Source organism: Aerococcus sp. BD502 (assembly GCF_057919555.1).
The window spans coordinates 1370001-1389970 of sequence record NZ_CP147972.1; the positions used below are offsets into that span (position 1 = coordinate 1370001).

Sequence of the window (19970 nt, forward strand, 5' to 3'; positions counted from 1 at the left end):
TGTGGATATTTTGAATGTGGCCAGTGGCAAACAAACGAAGGATGTCGTAGCCTGGATTCGCCAGCGCTATCCTAATGTCCCAATTATTGCCACAGGCGGGCGTACAGAGGAATCCATTCGCGGGGTGATTGAAGCCGGAGCGAATGCGGTATCCTGGGCGCCACCCACCAGTGCAGAATTATTTAACCAAAAAATGAGCTCCTATCGGGAAGAAAGCCGGACGCGTTTTATCAATACGCATGACGGTATGACACTCAATGAATATGAAAAAAGCCAGCGTCGAGGTTAATCCTGTTGCTGGAAATAGTAAAAAGTAATCCCGATAAGAAATAGGCTCAAGGCAAATAGCCCATAAGTCAGCCAGCGTACGAGCAGACGGGGTTGGGTTTTTAGAATTCCCAGGCCCAAAATTGCGATCAAGGAACTGGTGACGAGTGCCAAGGCCAAGTGGGTGAAGCTTTTTGCTTTTTTAGGTAGTTTCATAGAGCCTCCTTCCTTACTCATGCCGTTGCTATATCTATTTTACAGGGGGAAAGAATGAAGAACAAGCGTCGGGCCATGCCCTGGGTTGTGGTCAGTATATTTAGTGTTATTATTATAGCCATTTTATTATTATATGGCCGAGGAGTTTATTATTACAAGGATCACTTCCTACCGCAGACGACTGTGAGTGGCCAAGACATTGGTAAATTGCCTTTGGACGCGGCCAGTCAAGTTGTTGAAGATCACTTAACCCACCAGCAATTAAGCTTTGTGGAAGGTCAAGAAACTCTTGGCCAAGTGGCGATGAAGGATTTGGATCTCACCATTCAACCCAAGCCGGTCTTAGGCCATGTGCTAAGCCATCAGCAAGCTTGGCTTTGGCCCTTGGCTTATGTTTATGAAAGTCCGGTGACGGAGCCTTTGTTTAAAGGGGCTTTGGATGCGGATAAGATGAGCCAATTGCTTGCAGAGCTTGGGATTGATAATAGCCAGCGCCAGGCGCCAGAGAATGCGCGGTTAGTGCACGAGGCGGGGAGCTTTAAAATTAAAGCTTCTAAAATTGGTAAGCAAGTATCGACTCGTCTGCTGAGTCAAGGTATTGAGACGGCCTTGAATGAAGGTGAAGATGAAATTTCGGTAGAGAAATACTACTTGCAGCCAACTTTGACGGAAAATGATCCGAAAATTAAGGAAGAAATGGCTCATATTGAAAAAATTAAAAATGCGGATCTGAAATTAAAGGTCAATGGTCAGGACTACGAAGTCCCTAAGGAAGAACGTAGTGCTTGGCTTTCCCTCAATGATAAGGGGGATTTGGAGGTCGACGAGGAGCAGGTGAATGCTTACCTTCAAGAATTAAATCAAAAAATTTCTGGCCTCCTCACTACGCATGAATTCAAGAGCACCCTGTCTGGCACGGTAAAAGTGCAGCCGGGAACTTATGGCTGGTACATTAATCGCGAAGTGGCGGCCCCCGCATTGGCCAAAGCCGTCCTGGCAGGTAAGGATCAAACGCTTGAACCGGAAATTGCTGGTCAAGGGTATGGGGATAGTTTCTTTGGCAACACTTATGTGGAAGTCGATATGCTTCAGCAGAAAATGTTTATCTATATTGCTGGTGTCCAGCAGTTCCAATGTGATATTGTGAGCGGGCACGATCTTACACCAACGACGCCGGGAGCTTACGTGATTAACAACATGGAAAGTCCTTCAATTTTACGGGCGTACGACCCGAAAATTAAGAAAGATTATGAAACAAAGGTGAATTATTGGGCGGCCTTTGATTATGCTGGTCAGGGCCTGCATGATTCGCCGTGGCAGCCTGTTTACGGTGGCAATTGGTACCATCAGCATGGCTCTAACGGCTGCATTAATATACCGCCAAACCTCATGCCGACCGTGTACAGTTTAGTTTATGTGGGCATGCCAGTCGTTGTATTCAATTAAAAGGGAGGGGAGACCTCTCCCTTTTGTTATTGCTTTAAAAATCAGTCGCTTCTGTTTATAATGAAGTAGGAGGCGTGATAAAATGAAAATCGTACTCATGGAACCTTTGCGTGTCAGCAAGGAAAAAATTAAGGAATTAAGCCAGCCTTTACATGATGCTGGCCATGAATTTGTCTACTATGAGGAAAAAACCACGGATCCAGATGAATTGCGCAAGCGGGCTGAAGGGGCCCAGATCATTATGATTGCCAATAATCCCCTGCCCGGTGAAGTGCTCAAGGATTTGCCCGATGCTAAATTGGTCAATGTTGCCTTTACGGGCTTTGACCATGTGGGCATGGATGTGGCTAAGGAAAAGGGCATTAAAGTTTGCAATGCGAGCGGCTATGCCACCACAGCGGTCGCTGAACTCGCGGTGGGTTTGGCTTTAGGGCTCTACCGTAAGCTTTCCGAAAATGAAAAAGCTGTCCACCAAGGCGAGGCTTTTGAGGCTCCCCTGCAAGGCCCCGAAATTCACGGAAAAACAGTGGGTATCGTGGGAACTGGGACGATTGGTTTGAGAACAGCCCAATTGTTCAAAGCCTTTGGAGTGAAACTGTTAGGCTACAACCGTTCAAAAAAGGACGAAGCCAAGGAAATGGGCATGACCTATGTCGACTTGGATACCTTGCTTGGGGAAAGTGACATTGTGTCCTTACACTTGCCAATGACCGAGGAAACAAAGCATTTAATTGATACAGCTAGTCTTAAGAAGATGAAAAATTCAGCTATTCTCCTGAATCTGGCTCGGGGTGGCGTGGTCGATAATGATGCGCTTGCCAAGGCCCTTAATGAGGAAGAAATTGCGGGCGCGGGCATTGATGTGTTCGATATGGAACCGCCCTTGCCTAATGACTACCCGCTCTTAGAGGCGAAAAACACGCTACTAACGCCTCATATTGGCTTCCTTACCGATGAAGCCATGCAAATGCGGGCGGAAATTGCCTTCAAAAATACGGAAGCCTTCATTAATGGCAAGCCAGAAAACCTCGTTAATTAAAAGGCACAAGTTAAAAAACCGTAAGCCAGTTTTCCGTTGGGGAGCTGGCTTACGGCTTTCTTTACTCTAAAATAAGGCGACTGATATTTAATGGCCCTCGAGGAAGGTCACTTCCTCATTGTCTAAGGCTTTGATGCGGGCTTCGGAGTAGACGCGCACTCCATAATCTTCGAGGCGCTGGCGGCCGGGCTGGAAGGCTTTTTCTACGCAAATACCGACACCCACCACGGTGGCTTCGGCTTGTTCAACGAGATTAATGAGGCCCATGGCAGCTTCCCCATTGGCGAGGAAGTCATCGATGATTAAAATCCGATCGCTCGGCTTGAGGTATTTTTTGCTGACGATCACGCGGCTGTCGATATTTTTGGTGTAGGAGTGAACCATGGCATGGAGAAATTCTTTTTTGGCCATGCTACTGGGTTGCTGCTTCTTGGCAAAGAGCATGGGGACCCCTAATTTATAGGCGGCCAAAATAGCGGGCGCAATGCCAGAAGCTTCCACAGTCATCACTTTGGTGACGCCATCGTCTTTGAATTGTTGGTAGAAAGCATCGGCTAATTCCGTCATCAATTTAGGATCAATTTGATGATTGAGGAAGGAGTCGACTTTAAGAACATTATTGGGAAATACTTTACCTTCACTAAGAATACGGTCTTTTAATACTGACACGGTTCCAACCCTTTCTGATAAGTTAACATCATCATAGCACAACAGGGAGGGAAAAGGGAACAGCCAGGAAAATTAAAGGCTGGGGTGAGTTTTGCTATGATAAAGGGGGAGGTTATGATGGACTGGCAAGTAGAAAAAGAAGCCGTGAGAACCTTGGCCCAAGAGGTCGTGGGCATGGATGTGGTGGGCTTTACGACCGCCGAGGCTTTTACTTATATTGAAGAGCGGCTCCGTGAGGCCGAGGACTTGGGGCAGACGAGTGGCTTTGAACACCACAATATCAAAGAACGTCTCTCCCCTAGCGAGCATTTAGCGGAAGCTTCGTCAATTATTTCCTTTGCGATTGCTTATCCGGCCAAGCCCCTCTATGAGCGTGACCATGAAGTTGGGGAACGGCGCGGGCAATTTGCACGGGCGAGCTGGGGGGAGGACTACCACAGTGTTTTGCACCGTTACGCCAAGAAACTGGTCGAGCGTTTAACGGAACGCTATGCCGATTTGGAAGCTCTCACCATGGTGGATACGGGGGCTTTGGGCGATGTGGCAGTAGCCGAACGAGCCGGCGTGGGCTTTCGTGGGAAAAATGGCCTCATTATTACGGAAGAGTTCGGTTCTTATGTTTATTTAGGGGAAATTATTACGAATCTACCTTTTCCCCCGGATGAACGCCTGCCGGATGGCTGTGGGGATTGTACTCGCTGTATCGATTTCTGCCCGACTGGAGCGCTCTTAGGCGATGGGCGGATGAATGCCCAAGTCTGCTTGAGTTATCTGACGCAAACCAAGGGCTATATCCCGGAAAAATACCGGCGCTTGGTGGGGACGCAATTATATGGCTGTGATATTTGCCAGCAAGTTTGCCCTTATAACCAAGGGATTGACAGTCACTACCATCCGGCCTTAGAGCCGAGCCGGGAGCAGGTGGAACCGGAACTACAGCCCATGCTGACCATGTCGAATCGGGAGTTTCGGGAGAAATTTGGCTCCCTCGCTGGGGCCTGGCGGGGGAAGAAGCCCTTGCAGCGGAATGCGATTTTAGCGCTGGCGAATTACCGGGATCGCACCGCCATGCCTCTACTCATTCGATTAATGGAAGAAGATCCGCGTCCCGTAATCCGCGGAACAGCCGCCTATGCGCTAAGTCTAATTGAGCGCTATCAAAATGAGGCCTTAGAAGAGGCCGTTAGTGGGCAATTAGAGAAGGAAGAAGGACAGGATGAACCGGATTCTGAGACGGTTTTAGAATTTCAAAAAGCTCTGGAACGTTTGCAGAAAAAAAGACCCAAGAGAAAAAGAAGAAGGAAGTAAAATGACAAATCATATTGTGTTGTACCAACCTGAAATTCCCCCTAATACGGGAAATATCGCCCGCACTTGTGCGGCCACGGATACCCACTTGCATCTGATTGAGCCTTTGGGTTTTTCCATTGACGACAAGCATTTACGCCGGGCCGGCTTGGACTACTGGTCAGAGGTGGCGATTACCCTCCACCCCAGCTTGGAAGCTTTTCTAGAGGCTAAGGGGCCGGGCCCTTTATTTCTCATCAGTAAATTTGCCGAACGTGTTTATTCCGAAGTGGACTACCAGGCGATTAGGGAAGATATTTACCTCATGTTTGGCAAGGAAACCACCGGCCTACCCGAAGCTTTCATGCAGGCCCATCGCGAAGCTTGCTTACGAATTCCTATGGATGATACGCATGTGCGGGCTTTAAATCTCAGCAATTGCGCTGCCTTAGTGATCTATGAAGTATTGCGCCAGCAATGTTTCCCCGGCCTAGAAAAAACGCACCGCTATGCCCATGATAAATTAAAAGGCTAGGCCAGGCTTTTCCTTAAATTTAGGAAAAATTACCTCCTAGGCCTTTAGTCGCTTGTTTTGATTTTTTAAACGTGGCACAATGGGTGAAGTCTAAATTGGTAAGGAGCGATGACAATGAATGAGCAAAATAGAAGGACAGCCAGCCGTTTGGGCAATGAGTTGGGCTGGCAGGCGGGCTTGAAGGCCTTCTGGCATCGCTACCGCCTGACCAAGATTTTGCTTTTATTGCTTTTAAGTGTGGCCCTTATTTTTGAAACTTATTTATACATCAATGCCAAAACCACCTTGGTGGGAAATTTAGAGCAGCGCCTGCAAGTGCAAACGGAAGTTTATGATGCCGAAGGGCAATTAGCGGGGAAATTATCCAGTGAGCATGGGACTTATGTGAAGGGGGATCAGATCTCCCAAGCCCTTAAGGATGCTGTCGTCACCACGGAAGACAAGCGTTTCTACCAGCACCCGGGTTTTGATTTAATCGGCATGGGCCGGGCTGCAGTGGGTTACGTGACGCATGGTTTTAAGGTGGTCGGCGGGGGCTCTACCTTGACCCAGCAATTGGTGAAGAACTCTTTTTTAACGAATGAGCAGACCCTGCTGCGTAAATTTAAGGAATTGATGCTCGCTCTCGAGGTGGAGAAGCATTATACGAAGGATAAAATTTTAGAAATGTATCTGAACCACTCCTATTTTGGTAATGGGGTGTATGGGGTGGAAGACGCTTGCCAGAAGTACTTTGGCCAGTCCGCTAGCCAAGTGGGTTACGGTCAAGCCGCGATTATTGCTGGGGCCTTAAAGGGGCCGAGTCTCTATAATCCTGTTGATGATGTGGAAGCCACTAAAAATCGGCGGGACACGGTGCTCACCTTACTCGAAAATAATCATGTCCTCTCCCAAGCTGATGCAGAAGCAGCGATGGCCTTGCCGGTGCCGGTGAATAATTTCCCCGTCACCACCGACTCTTACCAGTATCCTTATTACTTCGATGCCGTCATTGAAGAAGCCATTCAAAAATATGGCCTATCAGAAGATGATATTATGAAGGGCGGCTACCGGATTGAAACGAATTTAAATCAGGCCTATCAAAATACCCTGCAGTCGATTTACAGCCAGCCGAACCTCTTCCCGATTGGGCCAAGCGGGGACACGGCGCAGAGTGCCAGTGTGATGATGGACCCATACCAAGGAGGCGTCATGGCGGTGGTGGGAGGGAATAGTGGCCACAGTTTCCGCGGCTTTAACCGGGCCACGCAGATGAAACGCCAGCCTGGCTCAACTTTAAAGCCCCTGGTGGCCTATACGCCGGCCTTGGAGGCGGGCTTCCACTATGACGATATCGTGATGGACAAAGTGAAAAGCTATGCGCCCAATGACTACCGTCCGGAAAATCATGACCACCAAACAGTAGGCAAACTGCCCCTCTGGCAGGCTTTGGCCCAGAGTAAAAATACGACAGCCGTTTGGCTAATGGATCAGGTGGGCATTAACAACGCGATGGATAAACTGAAGGCTTTTGGCATTCCTTTTAGCGATAAGGATTTAACCTTGTCAACGGCTCTGGGTGGGCTGACGACAGGAGCATCTCCTTTGCAATTGGCGAGTGCTTATACCACCTTTGTTAATGATGGCCAGCGGGCCCAGCCGCAATTTATCCGCCGCATTGTGGCTTCCGACGGTAAAGTCGTGGTGGACCAAGTGAAAGCCCAGCGTCAAGGGGTGACCAATGCTAAAATTGCCCGTGAAATGAGCAGCATGCTCCTCGATGTCTACAATGAGGGGGGCACCGGGGCTGGGATGGAACCGGCCGGCTATCAATTGGCGGGGAAAACAGGGACCGTGGAATTAAGTCGGGAAGGGCGCGGGACCAATGATGAATGGTACGTGGCCTATACGCCCGACTTTGTGATCTCTTCCTGGTATGGCTTTGACCATACCGATGAGGGGCATTACCTGTGGAGTGACTCTCCCGTTCGCTCCGGGCAGAATTTTTACCAAATCATGGCCAGTATCCTCCCCCAAACTCCCAACACGCCCTTTACTTTAGAACCGGCCTCAGCACGCTACCAAGCAGGCGGCTGGGAAGCTCCTGGCGGCAGTGATTTTGGCCAAGTCAGTGAACATGCAGAAGATAACGGGCCAAGCCTTTGGGAGCAGGCCATCGACGGTGTCAAAGCCTGGTGGGAGAAAATTCGCTAGCGAGGCTCATCTTTGCGCCCAGGGGCTTAGCATGTTATATTTTAAGAAGACTAAAAAGGAGTGAATTTATGGCTAATAATATTTATGACACCATTAATCAATTGGAACGTGACCTCAGAGATCATGACGCTTACCACAAATTGGCAGCAGCCATGGACGCTGTGATTGCTGATGAGGAAGCTTTGAAACTTTACCAAGAATTCCGTGACATTCAAATGTCGGTTCAAACGAAAGCCCAGCAAGGCCAAGAAGTTTCCGAAGATGAAATCAAACGTGCCCAAGAATTACAAAAAATTATGGACGAAAATGAGACCATCAAAGGCTTACTCCAAGCAGAACAAGAATTAAATCAAGTGGTAGATGAAATTAATAAAGTGGTCACCCAACCGATTGTTGACATCTACCAAAAAGCAGCTAAGTAATTTGGCTGACCTGGAGCTTGAGGCATACCTCAGGCTCTTTCTTTTATAACTTAGTGTAAAATTATGCTCGGTAAGACTTGAAAAATAAAAAAAGGACATCTATCTTTAAGTTGAACAATAAAAAGAAAGAAGATGTCCTCATGAATGATATTATCACAGATATTCTAAAAAAGACGGAAAATTGCTCATCTTTAGGTGACTTTGAAGATCTTGTTTATCCGATATTAAGCAATTTTTGCTGTGAATGTCTTGCAGCGGTTTTCACTCAACTTGATCAGCAATTAATTCAAAGATACCAAGCCGAAGGCTGGAAAATTGCTCGCTATGAACCACGCACACTATGTTTTATGTTTGGTGCCGTCACTTTTAGACGCTGTCGGATGAAAAAAGAAGGTCACTCTAGCTTTCTTCCCCTAGATTTGTGTTTAGGACTAGAAGCAAGAAGTCATCTTTCTTCTCAGGTCAAAGAAAAAATTGCCCAGCTTTGTACGAAGCAAACTTTTCGTGCGACTGCAGAAGCCTTCAATGCTTTAATGCCTTTTAGTATTTCGCATCAGACCGCACATCATATTGTTCAAGAAATTGGGCAAAAAATTTTAAGCTTTGAGAATAAAAAAGCAGAAGAGAAGGAACTGGCTTACTCTCAAAAACGATCCGTTCCTTTTCTGTACATTGAAGGGGATGGGGTTTTAATCACTAAGAAGAAGAAAAAAGGGAAAAGGACAAAACATCTTCAACTACACCGTGTGACTCTCTATGAAGGCGTCGATCGATCCACTTCGCGGCATCAACTTATTCAAGCTCATTATTTTTCTTCTGTTCAATCTAGTGCAGCCCTTCGAGAAAAAGTTAGCCGATTTCTTAACTCCTACTATGATTTACATCAAACGATTGTGATTTCTAATTCGGATGGTGGCAGTGGTTATACGGAGGAAGATTTTAACGAGATGATTGGGGTATGCCTTCGGCATGAACATTTCTGCGATAAATTTCATGTCATTCAAAAAATCAGAACGCGCCTATTTTTTGATCATAAAATACGTCAATTGGTCATTAAAAAAGTGAAGGCTTATGATTTCGAAGGAGTTCAAGTTACTTTGGAGACCTGTGAAAGTCGCTGGCACCATCATCAGGAGTTTTTGGCTGAAATTGAAGCTCTAAGAGCTTATCTTCAAAGGAATTGGTTACTCATTAAACCAGCAGAGCAGCGAGGCTTACCAAACCATTTTTCCGGTGGCGTTTGTGAAGCAGGCCATCGGCTTTATACTTATCGCATGAAAAAGCAAGGACGAAATTGGACCCGTCAAGGCGCAGCAGCAATGGCTGCCATTATCACCGCTCAATCTAATCATTGTTTTGAAGAAGCTGTTCGATCAGATATTGAAGCTAATACAAGCCCATTTATACCCGAATATCCAGGGATTGTTAGGGCAATACTATGTCACAGGCCGCAACAAAGTTCTTGTGGTGCCCATCAGGGCACGATTCCAAGTGAAGTGTCAAGCAGTATGGTCGGGAAATTATACCATACATTTTGTTAGCTGCTTCGCCAAAAGACACGGAGTGCGTGCTAAAGACCTGCCAGTTCAGTTCGACCAGGCAGTCTGGACATCCACTTCAGAAAATGTTGGACATGCTCTGCATGTCTTCACATTTTCTTCCAGTGATTCCGACTGCTGTTCTGGTCCCACTTCCTTATTAGCAGTGTTAGTAGGCCGTCCGTATATCTGGCTCTCGGAGTGCCGATAGGGTGAGCGTAGCGAGGCCTATCCAACGACATAGAGCCAGAATAGGACGGTCAGGCGTAAGCTTCTATGAAGCGTAAGCCGGTGCCACTGCTTTTCAACGCAGCGTCCTTTAGCACAAAAACGAAGTGACTTTTGAATAATTAGATACGAGATAGAGTTCTTTATGATTGACCGAGCATTGCTTGACACTAACCTTTTATAAGTCGGCCTAGGAGCTCGCTTAGAGTTATGATAAACTGAAAGAACGAACACCTAATAAAAAGGGGAAGAGAAGGAGACAGCAATGGTTCGATTTATACATACAGCTGACTTACATTTAGATCAGCCCTTTAAGCAAATTTATGGCCAGGATGAAGCCCTGCATGACAAACTAGCTTCGGCGACTTATGAGAGTTTTGATAACTTGATTACGACGGCCATTAATGAAAAAGTTGATTTTATGGTCATTGTGGGTGATATTTATGACCAAAGCCCACCTTCCTTGAAAGCCCAATTTGCCTTTAAGGCGGGGATGGAACGTTTGGCAGAGGCTCATATTGAAGTGCTCGTCACTTATGGCAACCACGATTTCTTAGCCAGCGATAAAAATCGTCTCGCCCTGCCGAAAAATGTGCATGTGTTTGGAGAGCGGGTATCTTCCTTGAAGGTGACGACCCAAGCAGGGGAAACCGTCGCCGTGACGGGCTTTAGCTATGGGAAACGCTGGGTTGATGAGGATATGAGCCAGCAGTATCCAAGCCGCTACCAGGAATATGATTACCACATCGGCCTCCTGCACGGGGCACCCACTCGCTTTGGTAATAGCGAGCATTACGCTCCCTTTGAAGTGAGTCATTTACGGGCCTTGAATTACGACTACTGGGCTTTGGGCCATATCCATGCCCGGCAAAGTTTAAATGAGGAGCCACCCATGCTTTATCCAGGCAATATTCAGGGCAGCAAATTTAAGGAAGCCGGTCCGAAGGGGGCCTACTTGGTGACCTTGGAAAAACACCAGGTGGCCCAAGCGGAATTTTTTGAAACGACCGACTGGCAATTCCGGAAGAAAAAACAAGGGCTGCCCAAGCTCCGCAGCTTAGAGGATTTGCGGCAAGCAGTGGAAGAGGCCTTGCATGTGGAAGTGATGCGGGCCAAAAATGAAAATATCAACACGGTGGTTGAATTAGTGTTCACCTGTTCAGGGGATGAAGAGAGCCTCTACTGGTGGGACAATTACCATGAATCCTTGCTGGAACAATTGCAATGGAGCTTAAATAATCAAGCGGCTTATAGGCGCCAAGAGGTTTACTTCCTCCGCCTCAGCTTGGAATTGGCCGAAGATTTCACTTGGACCCTCAGTCCCGACTTCTCCAAGGCAATCAGTGCCGCTTTTAGGACTTTGGCTGAAGAGGAAGTTTTTAACGCGGTGGCCAAGCCCCTAATGGAACAAGCGGAATGGCAGCGGCTGATTGCCCAGGATCTCAACCGGGCGGACTTTAAGGCGGACGCCTTGAAACGTGCCGAGGCCTTACTTGCCACCCAAAAGCTTCAGCATGAGGCTTAGAGAGGATAGACTGCAATGAAGATTAATAAAATTGAAATTTTTAGCTATGGTAAATGGATTGAACAGAGCTTTTTCCTCGAAGATGGTTTCAATGCCTTCATTGGGCGGAATGGCTCAGGGAAATCCACCCTGAAAAGCTTTATTTTAAGTGTCATGTTTGGCTTTCCAGACATGCGTCGGAAGGGTCAGCGCCAGTATGATACCAATGCCCATGTCACTTTTGGAGGCCGCTTGTATTTGAGTGAGACCCTCTATGGGGACGTAATGTTGGAGCGGACCCGCCAAGGCAGCACCCAGCAATGTGCCTGGCAGATTGGACAGGAGCCCAAGGAAGAAGTGCGGGACTTTGCGCCGCTGTTCTCTGGTTTGACCAAGCAGGAATACCTGAATTACTTTGGCTTTGACGAAGGGGATTTACTCGATGTGACCTGGTCGGATGAAGAAGCCTATACCAAAACCCTGCTGAGCACGGGGGCGAGTGGCCAGCATGTCCTCGGGGAAATCGCTCCAGAATTAGAGGCCCAAGCAGATGAAATATACCGGCCGCAAGGGCAGCGCCCGCCTTTGAATCAGGCGTTAGCCGCCTTGGATGAGGAGCAAAATCGCCTGAATCGGGCGAAGGGCCACGAGGAAGTCTACTATGATTTGGCCAAGGACAAAGAACGTTTAGAAGAGCGTTTGGAAGAATGGCGAAAAGAAGAGAAAAACCTCCGCAGTCAGGAGATTCGCCTGCAAGTGGCCAATCAAAACACCGATATTGTCGAGAAAAAGCAGCAATTAGGCTTTGAATTGGCCCGCTATAATTTTAGAAATTTACCGGCTAACTTTAAGGATCAGTGGCAGGCGTTGACGCGGGAAATTGAACATTTGGAAGAGGAACTCGGCCCTGATGTGGAAGCTAAGGAAGATTTTCTCGTTATCGGTAGTGGAGAAGAGCCCAGTCCCACCGAGGAGCCAAAACGCAGTCAGGCAGACCACTGGTTGTATGATCATTCCGGAGAAACGGGCGGCATGCTCAAAGAAGCGAAAGCCTACCGGGACAAGCTCAATCAAGATGAAAATCTGCAAACTTATTTAGCCGAAAAACGCTATGATATGAAACGCCTCCTAAAAGCACTAGGGGCGGAAAAGGTCAGTGAGTTGCCGCGCGACTTAAGCGATGAGGAGCGGGAACACTGGCAGCAAAAGAAAGCGGAATTGGATAATCGGCGGATTTTCTATGAAAACACCAAAAGTGATTTGGAAAAATTGCTGGCCGATAACCAAGATCTCCAAGATGAGCATCAAGATGTCGAAAGCAAATTCCATGACTTCAAAGCGACCGTCAGCGAACGAACCAGCAGCTGGCTGAGAACATTTGGGGTCACCTTGTTTATTATTGGCCTCTTGCTTCTTGGGGTTTACTACGTCCTAGTCCACCGGGCTTTTCTCATGGGCAGTGGCTTTGCATCCTTAGGCTTGGGCCTTGTTTTTGCCGTCATTGGCTTTGCCCAGAGTGCTTATAGTAAACGAGTGGTGAAGGAAGAAATGCAAGCTTATTCCCTGGACCTAAGGGACATTGAGAGCGAGCAGGCCGAAATTTCCCGCCGCATTGACTTGCAAAACGAGCAGTTAGAAAAATTGCAGCAGGAATCCGCTCAATTTATGAAAGACTTGGAAAACCTTGTCCAAGAACGGGGCGGGAGTTCTTATATCGAACCGCTGGTGTGGTTGGAGGAGGACTATGCTGCTTATATCCGGGCTCTTGAGGCGGACATTGAACAAGCCCTCCAGCAAACCGGTTTGGCTGGTGAGCAGTTAACCTATGCCAATGCTTGGAAAGCTTACCAAGAAGCAGCCGGCCTAAAAGGAGCTGGGCTAACGGAAGTCATGGCCCAATTTGAAGACGACTACTACCGCATTCGGGATGCCGGCACCGCCTGGCAATATGAGGAGCGCGAGCGCGAACGCCAAGCCGAAGCCACAAAACGCCTGCGCACCCATTACCAAGCACTCAAGGAAAAGCAAGACGCCTTACTGGAAAAATACCAATTTGCGTCCCTGGCAGAGGTGGCACCAGCCTTGGCCCAGGAAGAAGAAATGCTGGCTAAAAAGGCAGAATTTGACCAGCTGGCCGAAAATATTAATCCGGACGTGGAAGCCTTGCATGACCGCGATGTGAGTGTGGATGAGCAATTAGAGCAAGTACACGCGGAGTTGCATGATTTAGAGGGAGCGATCGAAAGCTTGGTTGCCGAGCTGGCGGATTTGGACGCCCAGCTTACCCGCATTCGCCAAAGTGGCCTCGTTCAAGAGGAAGAGCAGGCCTTTGCGGAGCAAGCTGCGAAAGTGTATGACCTCGGTGTGGACTGGCTGGCCCATCAATTGGCGGCTAAAGCTTTGGAAAAGGCGACTTATGCCGAGGATAGTGACATCTTAGGGCGCGTTTTAAACCAAGCCAATGACCTACTCACTCAGCTTTCCGCTGGTCGCTTGGGGCAATTGCGCTTTGAAGAGGGGAAATTGTACGTCCAAGTCGCAGGGGAAAAAGACTTCACGGTCCGGCAACTTTCCCGCGGTGAACGGGTCTTACTCTATCTGGCCATGCGCTTTGCCTTCTTAGAAGCGCAAATGCAGCGTAATAAATTGCCTATTATTATTGATGAGGCCTTTGCCCACTTGGATGCCGAGACGCGTCGCTTGGTTTATCATTTCCTCACTAAGATGGCCCAAGACCAGCAAATTATCCTACTAACGGTTGATGAGGCTGGTTTTAGGGACTTAGATGAGGTCAATCGCTATCGATTCAACGCATAAAGGAGCAAAATTTGTATGGACACGCTTGCCTTATTTGATGCCCCCATGGATGAAAACTTCTATACCTATGCTTTACTGAAAAATTCTGAAGTTCGAAAAGACCGAAACGGAAAGGACTACCTGTCCTTTACCCTCCAAGATAAGTCTGGACTGCTAGAAGCTAAGCTTTGGGGGGTAACCAGCCAAGATATCAGAGCTTTTCAAGCTGGACGGGTGGTCTACCTCTACGGCAAACGCGAATTATTTAATAAACAACCGCAATTTCGAATTCACGATATTCGCCTGGCGGAGGAGGGCGAGCCTACGGATCCTACACTTTATGCCCAGGCAGCGCCTTTGTCCGCCGATGATATTGCCTTGGATATTGAGGCCGCCTTGCAAGTCATTAGCCGGCCCAAAATTGAAAAATTGGTTCGGCATTTACTCGCTAAGGTGGGGGATGATTTCTACCAATTTCCCGCTGCCAAACGCTTGCACCACGCTTATTTGGGCGGCTTAGGCTTTCATACGGTGACCATGCTTCGCCTAGCCGAAGCCGTTAGCCGCCTGTATCCGGGCTTGGATATGAGCTTGCTTTACGGGGCCATTATTCTCCACGATCTGGGAAAAACAGTAGAATTATCGGATCCCTTAAGTGCCGAATATACGACCGTGGGGAATTTGCTCGGGCACATTAGTATTGTGTCGGAGATGCTCGCGGTGGCTTGCGAGGAATTAGGCTTTGACCAAACCGATGAGGAAATTGTGCTCTTAAAGCATATGGTTTTAAGCCATCACGGGAAGCTGGAGTACGGAAGTCCGGTGGTGCCGAGACTCATGGAGGCTGAAGTTTTACACCGCTTGGACGACTTCGATGCGTCCATGCAGATGATGCGCACGGCCTTGGAAGCGACCGAACCCGGAGAATTTACGACCCGGCTCGTCGGCATGGGCGGGCGGGAATTCTACCGGCCTAAATGCCAGCAGTAAAGGAGGGCGTCAAATGAAAGTTATTGTCTATTGTGGAGCCAATACCGGCTTTGATTCTTTTTACAAGGAAGTTGCCCAAGCTGTCGGGACCGGCATTGCCAAAGCAGGCCATGACATGGTCTATGGGGGTGGCGGAACGGGCTTAATGGGAGCCGTAGCGGATGCTTGCCTGGAAGCTGGGGGCGAGGTGCATGGGGTCCTGCCGCATTTTATGGCCACGCGGGAACTTGCGCACGACCATCTGACAGAATTAGAATACGTGGATACCATGGCCCAGAGAAAGGCGCGCATGCTAAGCCTAGGGGACGCTTGCTTGGCCTTGCCGGGCGGCGTGGGTACCTTGGAAGAGATCAGTGAGGCCATTTCCTGGCTGCGCGTAGGCCAGAGTGACTTGCCCTGTGCCTTCTACAATGCCAGAAATTACTATGAACCCTTAGCCGTTTTCTTCCAAAAAATGGTCCAAGAAGGCTTCCTCAGTCGGGAAGATTATGAGGCCGTATGCTTTTCGGATGACCTCGACCGTATTCTAGCCTACTTCGAGCATTTCAAACCCAATGAAGAGAAAAGTTATGAGCATTTAAATTAAGAAAAAACCGTAGCGCTGAGAACATTTTAGCGTTACGGTTTTTTTAAATGCTTATTTTTCTTCGTCAGTTGTTTTTTCCTGAGGTTTTTCTTTGGCGTCCTTTTCTTGGTCCGCTTTTTCCTCGCTACCAGCCTCTTGACCTTGGCCGCTTGGCAGGGCTTGGTTTTTTTGGCTTTGCTGATTGTTGAAGAGGAAGTTATCCAAAGCGCCCTCCAATTCCTTGTCGGTCACTTTCACTTTGTAGCGTTTCAAGATATCCATCATCATGGCTTGAATTTGCTGGCCATTACCTAGTTTTTCTTGCTTCAATTGGCGGGTCAATTGGTCTTTCTCCTCATCGAAGGAGCCTTTTTCTTTGATCTTATCAACTTTAATAATGTGATAGCCAAATTGTGATTTGACCGGTTTCTTAGAGTATTCCCCTTCCTTTAATTTGAAAGCAGCCTCCTCAAATTCGGCTACCATTTTCCCTTTGGGGACTTCTCCCAACGAGCCACCTTTTTTTGCAGAAGCCTTATCTTTGGAATGCTTTTTGGCTAGGCTGGCAAAGTCAGCGCCTTGGTCCAATTGCTTAATCAAGTCTTTCGCTTCGTCTTCCTTGTCCACTAAAATATGGGAAAGCTCGCGTGGTGCTTGGTAAGCATCGTAAGCGACATGGACATCATCGTCTTTGATATCAATGTTTTTCATCAAAGTTTCGCTCATTAATTTGTAGTAGCGAACGGCTTTTTTGTATTCGTCCACGGTGTGGTAGCCGCTTTGGTTGGCCACTTGGAGGAATTTCTCTGGGCCACCATATTGGGCCATGAGGGTCGCTGTATCTGTTTCGACCTCATCTTCCAATTTTTTGACTTTATCTTTGCCGAGTTCAGCCTCGAAGATTTTTTCAAATACAAGTTGCTGAACCCCAGCCTTGCCGGCACTTTCCTTCAATTCCTTGTAAAGTTCATTGTCGGTAATTTCAATGCCGTCACCTTTGGCTACAATTTTGTCGCCATTCTTATTGGTGGGCTGGCAAGCTGCAAGAGCAATGCCGGCACTCAATACGAGTAGGGAGCGACGTAAAAATTGACTAGTTTTCATCTTGACTCTCCTTGTCCTTTAGTGTCATGCTTTAATATAACACAAGACAAGGCCTTCAGGGCCAGAAAATGAATATTTTTAGAGTATTTTAGTCTTTTTCCTGGCGCGCAATACGGACTTTGGCATCGTTCAGATGCTCATCCATGGCGGCTAATTTTTCCTGCATGCGGTTGTAGTGTGGGGCTGTTTCATGCTGGAAGTCGTCCATGGCTTTCTGCATATCCACCTTAAAAACCTGGGCTGTTTTCATGCCTTGGTTAGCCAGGTCACTGACTGCTTTTTCCGTGTCGATTAGGCTTGCCTGCATGGTCTTCATGGAAGCACTGACGTCTTTTAAGTAGTGTTTGACAAGCTCACGATTTTCTCGGCCGGGCCGTGGCGTGTTTAAGAGGGCATAGCCAGCGCCAGCCAGGCTGCCGAGGACTAGGCCTTTGAGAAATGAATTCATTATTTGGTCTCCTTGATAGCTTGGGCAATTTGTTCTTTGACCTGAGCCATTTTCTCATGATCAGGTTCACTAACATTTTCAGGGAAGTGCAATTTGAAGTCGTCATCATCACGGCTGTAGCGTGGGATGAGGTGAATATGCGTGTGGAAGACACTTTGGTAGGCAGCTTCGCGGTTATTGTTTAGAATATTCAAGCCTTTCATATCCGGGAAAGCCTTGTCCAGTGCGCGTGCCAAACGAGGCAGGACCTTGAAAATTTCTTGGGCATCTTCGTCATCATAGGCAAAAATATCCGGAATATGTTTCTTTGGAATCAGCAAAGTGTGGCCTTTAGTGACTTGCGTCAAATCTAGAAAAGCCATTAAATGTTCATCTTCATAGACAATGTGGGAAGGGATTTCTTTGTTGGCAATTTTACAGAATACACAGTCATCCATGGTCATCAACTCTTTCTATCTTTTGCCTTCATTTTAGCATAAATTAACAAGAGCACAAAAATAAGAAGGCGAAGCTCAACCAGCAGGCGCGAACTCAATCACAGAGCAGCCCGTTATTGGGATATATGATAAAAACTTCAGTAACGCAAGCGCAAAGTCTGCTCGTTAAGTTCGCAAAGCCTTGGCAAATTTTATTTACTGGTAAGTTTTTTATTTCCATGAAGCTCAGACGGCGAGATCATGGTATGATATTTTTAGAGCCCAGTGGGCATGGAGGAGGTTTACGATGAGTTTACAAATTAAACATTTAACGGGAGGTTACGGCCAGGTGCCCGTGATCCATGATATTAATCTGGAAGTCCAGCCTGGGGAGATTTTAGGGCTGATTGGCTTGAATGGGGCCGGCAAAAGTACGGTCATCAAGCACGTGACGGGCTTACTGAAACCCCAGCAAGGGGAAATTTTAGTGAACGCTACTAATCTCGAAACGGATCCCCTCGCCTACCGCCAGCAATTTACGTATATTCCGGAGTTACCTGTCTTATATGAGGAATTGACCTTGGCTGAGCATTTGGAATTTGTCGCCTTGGCCTATCAGATGTCTTTGGAAGAAGCTCGGGCAAAAAGTGAGCCGCTATTGAAGCTTTTCCGCTTGGAAGATCGTTTGGATTGGCTGCCCGTGCATTTTTCTAAGGGAATGAAGCAGAAGGTGATGCTGGTATCTGCTTTGATGGTGGACGTGCCTTTGTATGTGATAGATGAGCCTTTCCTAGGCTTGGATCCCTTAGCGACAGCTGATTTTATTGACTTATTAGCGGAAAAGAAAGCGGCCGGCAGTGCCATTCTATTATCGACGCACATTTTAGCGAATGCGGAAGCTTATTGTGACCGTTTTGCCTTCTTGTCAGCGGGAGAAGTTGAAGCCTATGGAACTTTGGCGGACTTGCAAGACCAGCTCCAGGCACCAGGCTTATCCTTGGCTGATTTATACTTGGAACGGGCAAGGAGGGAGGCCTAATGGACTTCAAGGCGCTATTTAAAAAAAGACGGCAGCGTGAGTGGCATTGGCTCCTCCGGCATCTCAAATACATCATGAATGATCATTTGCTGATTGCCCTCTTGTTTATTTTAGGGGCCTTGGTTTACTATTACGCCGGCTGGTTGGCCCAAAAGCCTGAGCCGAGTGTGGCTTTACTCCTCTTGTGGTCCGCTTTGGGGGCAGGCTTATTACAATTTGGCCACTTGCGCACCTATTTTACAGGGGCGGATATTCACTACCTAACGCCCTTGGAACCTTACTGGCAGAAATACTTCCAAGCCGCTTATTGCCAAAGCCTAGTCCTCCCGAGCCTTGTGCTTTTCTTGTTTGGCTTGGCGAGCTGGCCCTTTTTGAATCGCGTCTTTGCTGTTTCAGGCTTAGGCTTTTTCCTCTTACTTTTTTGCATGCTCAGTTTAAAAGCGCTAAGCTTGCTCAGTGAATGGGCTGCCTTGACTTGGCCATTTAAAAGGAAGCACACCGGCTTACTTTCATTTTTCTTGGCTTTTTTCCTCTTAGCACTTTTTCTCGCTTACGGGCCTATGTGGGGGCTGGGGGCTTTACTACTATTCACTATATTGAGCCTACTTTACTACCGGCCTGTTTTTTCTGCGCGTCGTTTTGCTTTCTTAAGGGTTCTTGACCGAGAGGAGGAAGCTGAAGATCGTTTGCGGCGTTTCCTGGCTATTTTTATCGATCTGCCCCAGCAAAAAACCCCCAGCAAGCGCCGGAAAATTTTTGATGTCTTCCTGATACGGGCTGAGCAAAAACCTGAAGCCTTGGCCTATCTCTTCTCCCGGCACTTTTGGCGGGGGCCGGAATACGTGCTGCTTTGGCTTCGTTTGACTTTGCTTGGAGTTGTTCTGTTAGCTCTTTTGCCCCTTGGTCTCTTGGCTTTACTGGTTTTAATTGTGTTTACTTTTTTGAGCCAAGTGCAGCTTTTGCCTTTGGGAAAACTTTATCGCCAGCATCCCTTAATTCTCAGCGCTCCACTCGAAGAAAAAGACCGTCCCCGAGCTTTCCGCCATTTTCTATGGCGTCCCTTGGGCTTGCAGATGTTCATTTTTTTAATCGTCTTCATTCTACGTGGGGCTTGGTTTTGGGGCCTTCTAGCTGGTGTGTGTGATTTGCTTTTTGTCGGATTTTTTATTAAAATTTATCTTCCATGGTACTGGCGCTTGAAATAAATCATTTGGGCGCATTACTCAGTAAGGAAACTTGATTGACGATTAAAAAATGCTCTTTACAAT

The 19970-nt window shown here is 47.6% G+C and carries 19 protein-coding genes (1 of these 19 only partly in view); 14 read left to right on the forward strand and 5 right to left on the reverse strand.

The genetic code is table 11. The features are described from left to right. A protein-coding gene (locus WF803_RS06440; protein WP_489610706.1) for a hydrolase crosses the window boundary here: on the forward strand, nt 1-289 show its 3' end. 452 nt of this gene lie to the left of the window's left edge; the window shows 289 of its 741 coding nt (coding positions 453-741); its start codon lies beyond the left edge, outside the window; it ends in the stop codon at nt 287-289. Here the strand turns inward: WF803_RS06440 and WF803_RS06445 are convergent. Then, complete coding sequence (locus WF803_RS06445; protein ID WP_489610707.1) at nt 286-483, reverse strand: hypothetical protein; 198 nt, start codon at nt 481-483, stop codon at nt 286-288. The genes WF803_RS06440 and WF803_RS06445 overlap by 4 nt on opposite strands. A gap of 54 nt (nt 484-537) precedes the next feature. Between WF803_RS06445 and WF803_RS06450 the strand changes: the two genes are divergently transcribed. Then, a complete protein-coding gene (locus tag WF803_RS06450) occupies nt 538-1929 on the forward strand; it encodes a L,D-transpeptidase family protein (protein WP_489610708.1) in 1392 nt (463 codons plus the stop codon). Between the two features lie 82 nt (nt 1930-2011). Further along, nucleotides 2012-2968, forward strand: coding sequence for a 2-hydroxyacid dehydrogenase (locus tag WF803_RS06455; protein ID WP_489610709.1), 957 nt, complete (start codon nt 2012-2014; stop codon nt 2966-2968). Nucleotides 2969-3055: 87 nt separating this feature from the next. Here WF803_RS06455 and WF803_RS06460 read toward each other — a convergent pair whose 3' ends face one another. Beyond that, on the reverse strand, nt 3056-3637 hold the full coding sequence (locus tag WF803_RS06460; protein WP_489610710.1) for a xanthine phosphoribosyltransferase: 582 nt from the start codon (nt 3635-3637) through the stop codon (nt 3056-3058). Nucleotides 3638-3754: 117 nt separating this feature from the next. Here WF803_RS06460 and queG point away from each other — a divergent pair, with 117 nt between their 5' ends. From queG to WF803_RS06505, 9 genes are all read left to right on the forward strand, one after another. After that, on the forward strand, nt 3755-4945 hold the full coding sequence (gene queG / locus WF803_RS06465) for a tRNA epoxyqueuosine(34) reductase QueG (protein WP_489610711.1): 1191 nt from the start codon (nt 3755-3757) through the stop codon (nt 4943-4945). Between the two features lies 1 nt (nt 4946). Then, nucleotides 4947-5459: a tRNA (uridine(34)/cytosine(34)/5-carboxymethylaminomethyluridine(34)-2'-O)-methyltransferase TrmL gene (gene trmL / locus WF803_RS06470; RefSeq protein ID WP_489610712.1), complete on the forward strand. Its 513-nt coding sequence runs from the start codon at nt 4947-4949 to the stop codon at nt 5457-5459. 114 nt (nt 5460-5573) lie between these two features. Beyond that, entirely contained in the window at nt 5574-7652 is a 2079-nt protein-coding gene (locus tag WF803_RS06475) for a transglycosylase domain-containing protein (RefSeq protein WP_489610713.1), read from the forward strand. Nucleotides 7653-7720: 68 nt separating this feature from the next. Beyond that, entirely contained in the window at nt 7721-8074 is a 354-nt protein-coding gene (locus WF803_RS06480; RefSeq protein WP_489610714.1) for a YlbF family regulator, read from the forward strand. A 110-nt stretch (nt 8075-8184) separates the two neighbouring features. After that, nucleotides 8185-9615 (forward strand): ISLre2 family transposase, encoded by a 1431-nt coding sequence (locus tag WF803_RS06485; RefSeq protein ID WP_489610715.1) that lies wholly within the window; start codon nt 8185-8187, stop codon nt 9613-9615. Between the two features lie 490 nt (nt 9616-10105). Then, complete coding sequence (locus tag WF803_RS06490; protein WP_489610716.1) at nt 10106-11365, forward strand: metallophosphoesterase family protein; 1260 nt, start codon at nt 10106-10108, stop codon at nt 11363-11365. 15 nt (nt 11366-11380) lie between these two features. Next, nucleotides 11381-14161 carry an AAA family ATPase gene (locus WF803_RS06495; RefSeq protein ID WP_489610717.1) on the forward strand — a complete coding sequence of 927 codons (2781 nt, stop codon included), beginning with the start codon at nt 11381-11383 and terminating at the stop codon, nt 14159-14161. Nucleotides 14162-14176: 15 nt separating this feature from the next. Further along, a complete protein-coding gene (locus WF803_RS06500) occupies nt 14177-15130 on the forward strand; it encodes a 3'-5' exoribonuclease YhaM family protein (protein WP_489610718.1) in 954 nt (317 codons plus the stop codon). A 13-nt stretch (nt 15131-15143) separates the two neighbouring features. Next, on the forward strand, nt 15144-15716 hold the full coding sequence (locus WF803_RS06505) for an LOG family protein (protein WP_489610719.1): 573 nt from the start codon (nt 15144-15146) through the stop codon (nt 15714-15716). Between the two features lie 51 nt (nt 15717-15767). Here WF803_RS06505 and WF803_RS06510 read toward each other — a convergent pair whose 3' ends face one another. The 3 genes from WF803_RS06510 to WF803_RS06520 all read right to left on the reverse strand — a co-directional run bounded on the left by WF803_RS06510 (nt 15768) and on the right by WF803_RS06520 (nt 17684). Continuing rightward, on the reverse strand, nt 15768-16799 hold the full coding sequence (locus WF803_RS06510; protein WP_489610720.1) for a peptidylprolyl isomerase: 1032 nt from the start codon (nt 16797-16799) through the stop codon (nt 15768-15770). 88 nt (nt 16800-16887) lie between these two features. Beyond that, entirely contained in the window at nt 16888-17247 is a 360-nt protein-coding gene (locus WF803_RS06515; RefSeq protein WP_489610721.1) for a YtxH domain-containing protein, read from the reverse strand. Continuing rightward, nucleotides 17247-17684: an HIT family protein gene (locus tag WF803_RS06520; protein WP_489610722.1), complete on the reverse strand. Its 438-nt coding sequence runs from the start codon at nt 17682-17684 to the stop codon at nt 17247-17249. Before WF803_RS06520 ends, WF803_RS06515 begins: the two co-directional genes overlap by 1 nt. Nucleotides 17685-17970: 286 nt before the next feature. Here WF803_RS06520 and WF803_RS06525 point away from each other — a divergent pair, with 286 nt between their 5' ends. Both WF803_RS06525 and WF803_RS06530 read left to right on the forward strand, forming a co-directional pair. Beyond that, a complete protein-coding gene (locus tag WF803_RS06525; RefSeq protein ID WP_489610723.1) occupies nt 17971-18702 on the forward strand; it encodes an ABC transporter ATP-binding protein in 732 nt (243 codons plus the stop codon). Then, on the forward strand, nt 18702-19907 hold the full coding sequence (locus WF803_RS06530; RefSeq protein ID WP_489610724.1) for an ABC transporter permease: 1206 nt from the start codon (nt 18702-18704) through the stop codon (nt 19905-19907). The genes WF803_RS06525 and WF803_RS06530 overlap by 1 nt, the downstream gene beginning before the upstream one ends. Nucleotides 19908-19970: the final 63 nt, after the last annotated feature.

What these genes read in the sequence shown, in the direction of transcription:
- WF803_RS06445 (WP_489610707.1), bottom strand. Translation starts at nt 483, where the DNA reads ATGAAACTACCTAAAAAAGCAAAAAGCTTCACCCACTTGGCCTTGGCA.
- WF803_RS06450 (WP_489610708.1), top strand. Translation starts at nt 538, where the DNA reads ATGAAGAACAAGCGTCGGGCCATGCCCTGGGTTGTGGTCAGTATATTT.
- WF803_RS06455 (WP_489610709.1), top strand. Translation starts at nt 2,012, where the DNA reads ATGAAAATCGTACTCATGGAACCTTTGCGTGTCAGCAAGGAAAAAATT.
- queG (WP_489610711.1), top strand. Translation starts at nt 3,755, where the DNA reads ATGGACTGGCAAGTAGAAAAAGAAGCCGTGAGAACCTTGGCCCAAGAG.
- trmL (WP_489610712.1), top strand. Translation starts at nt 4,947, where the DNA reads ATGACAAATCATATTGTGTTGTACCAACCTGAAATTCCCCCTAATACG.
- WF803_RS06475 (WP_489610713.1), top strand. Translation starts at nt 5,574, where the DNA reads ATGAATGAGCAAAATAGAAGGACAGCCAGCCGTTTGGGCAATGAGTTG.
- WF803_RS06480 (WP_489610714.1), top strand. Translation starts at nt 7,721, where the DNA reads ATGGCTAATAATATTTATGACACCATTAATCAATTGGAACGTGACCTC.
- WF803_RS06490 (WP_489610716.1), top strand. Translation starts at nt 10,106, where the DNA reads ATGGTTCGATTTATACATACAGCTGACTTACATTTAGATCAGCCCTTT.
- WF803_RS06495 (WP_489610717.1), top strand. Translation starts at nt 11,381, where the DNA reads ATGAAGATTAATAAAATTGAAATTTTTAGCTATGGTAAATGGATTGAA.
- WF803_RS06500 (WP_489610718.1), top strand. Translation starts at nt 14,177, where the DNA reads ATGGACACGCTTGCCTTATTTGATGCCCCCATGGATGAAAACTTCTAT.
- WF803_RS06505 (WP_489610719.1), top strand. Translation starts at nt 15,144, where the DNA reads ATGAAAGTTATTGTCTATTGTGGAGCCAATACCGGCTTTGATTCTTTT.
- WF803_RS06510 (WP_489610720.1), bottom strand. Translation starts at nt 16,799, where the DNA reads ATGAAAACTAGTCAATTTTTACGTCGCTCCCTACTCGTATTGAGTGCC.
- WF803_RS06515 (WP_489610721.1), bottom strand. Translation starts at nt 17,247, where the DNA reads ATGAATTCATTTCTCAAAGGCCTAGTCCTCGGCAGCCTGGCTGGCGCT.
- WF803_RS06520 (WP_489610722.1), bottom strand. Translation starts at nt 17,684, where the DNA reads ATGGATGACTGTGTATTCTGTAAAATTGCCAACAAAGAAATCCCTTCC.
- WF803_RS06525 (WP_489610723.1), top strand. Translation starts at nt 17,971, where the DNA reads ATGAGTTTACAAATTAAACATTTAACGGGAGGTTACGGCCAGGTGCCC.
- WF803_RS06530 (WP_489610724.1), top strand. Translation starts at nt 18,702, where the DNA reads ATGGACTTCAAGGCGCTATTTAAAAAAAGACGGCAGCGTGAGTGGCAT.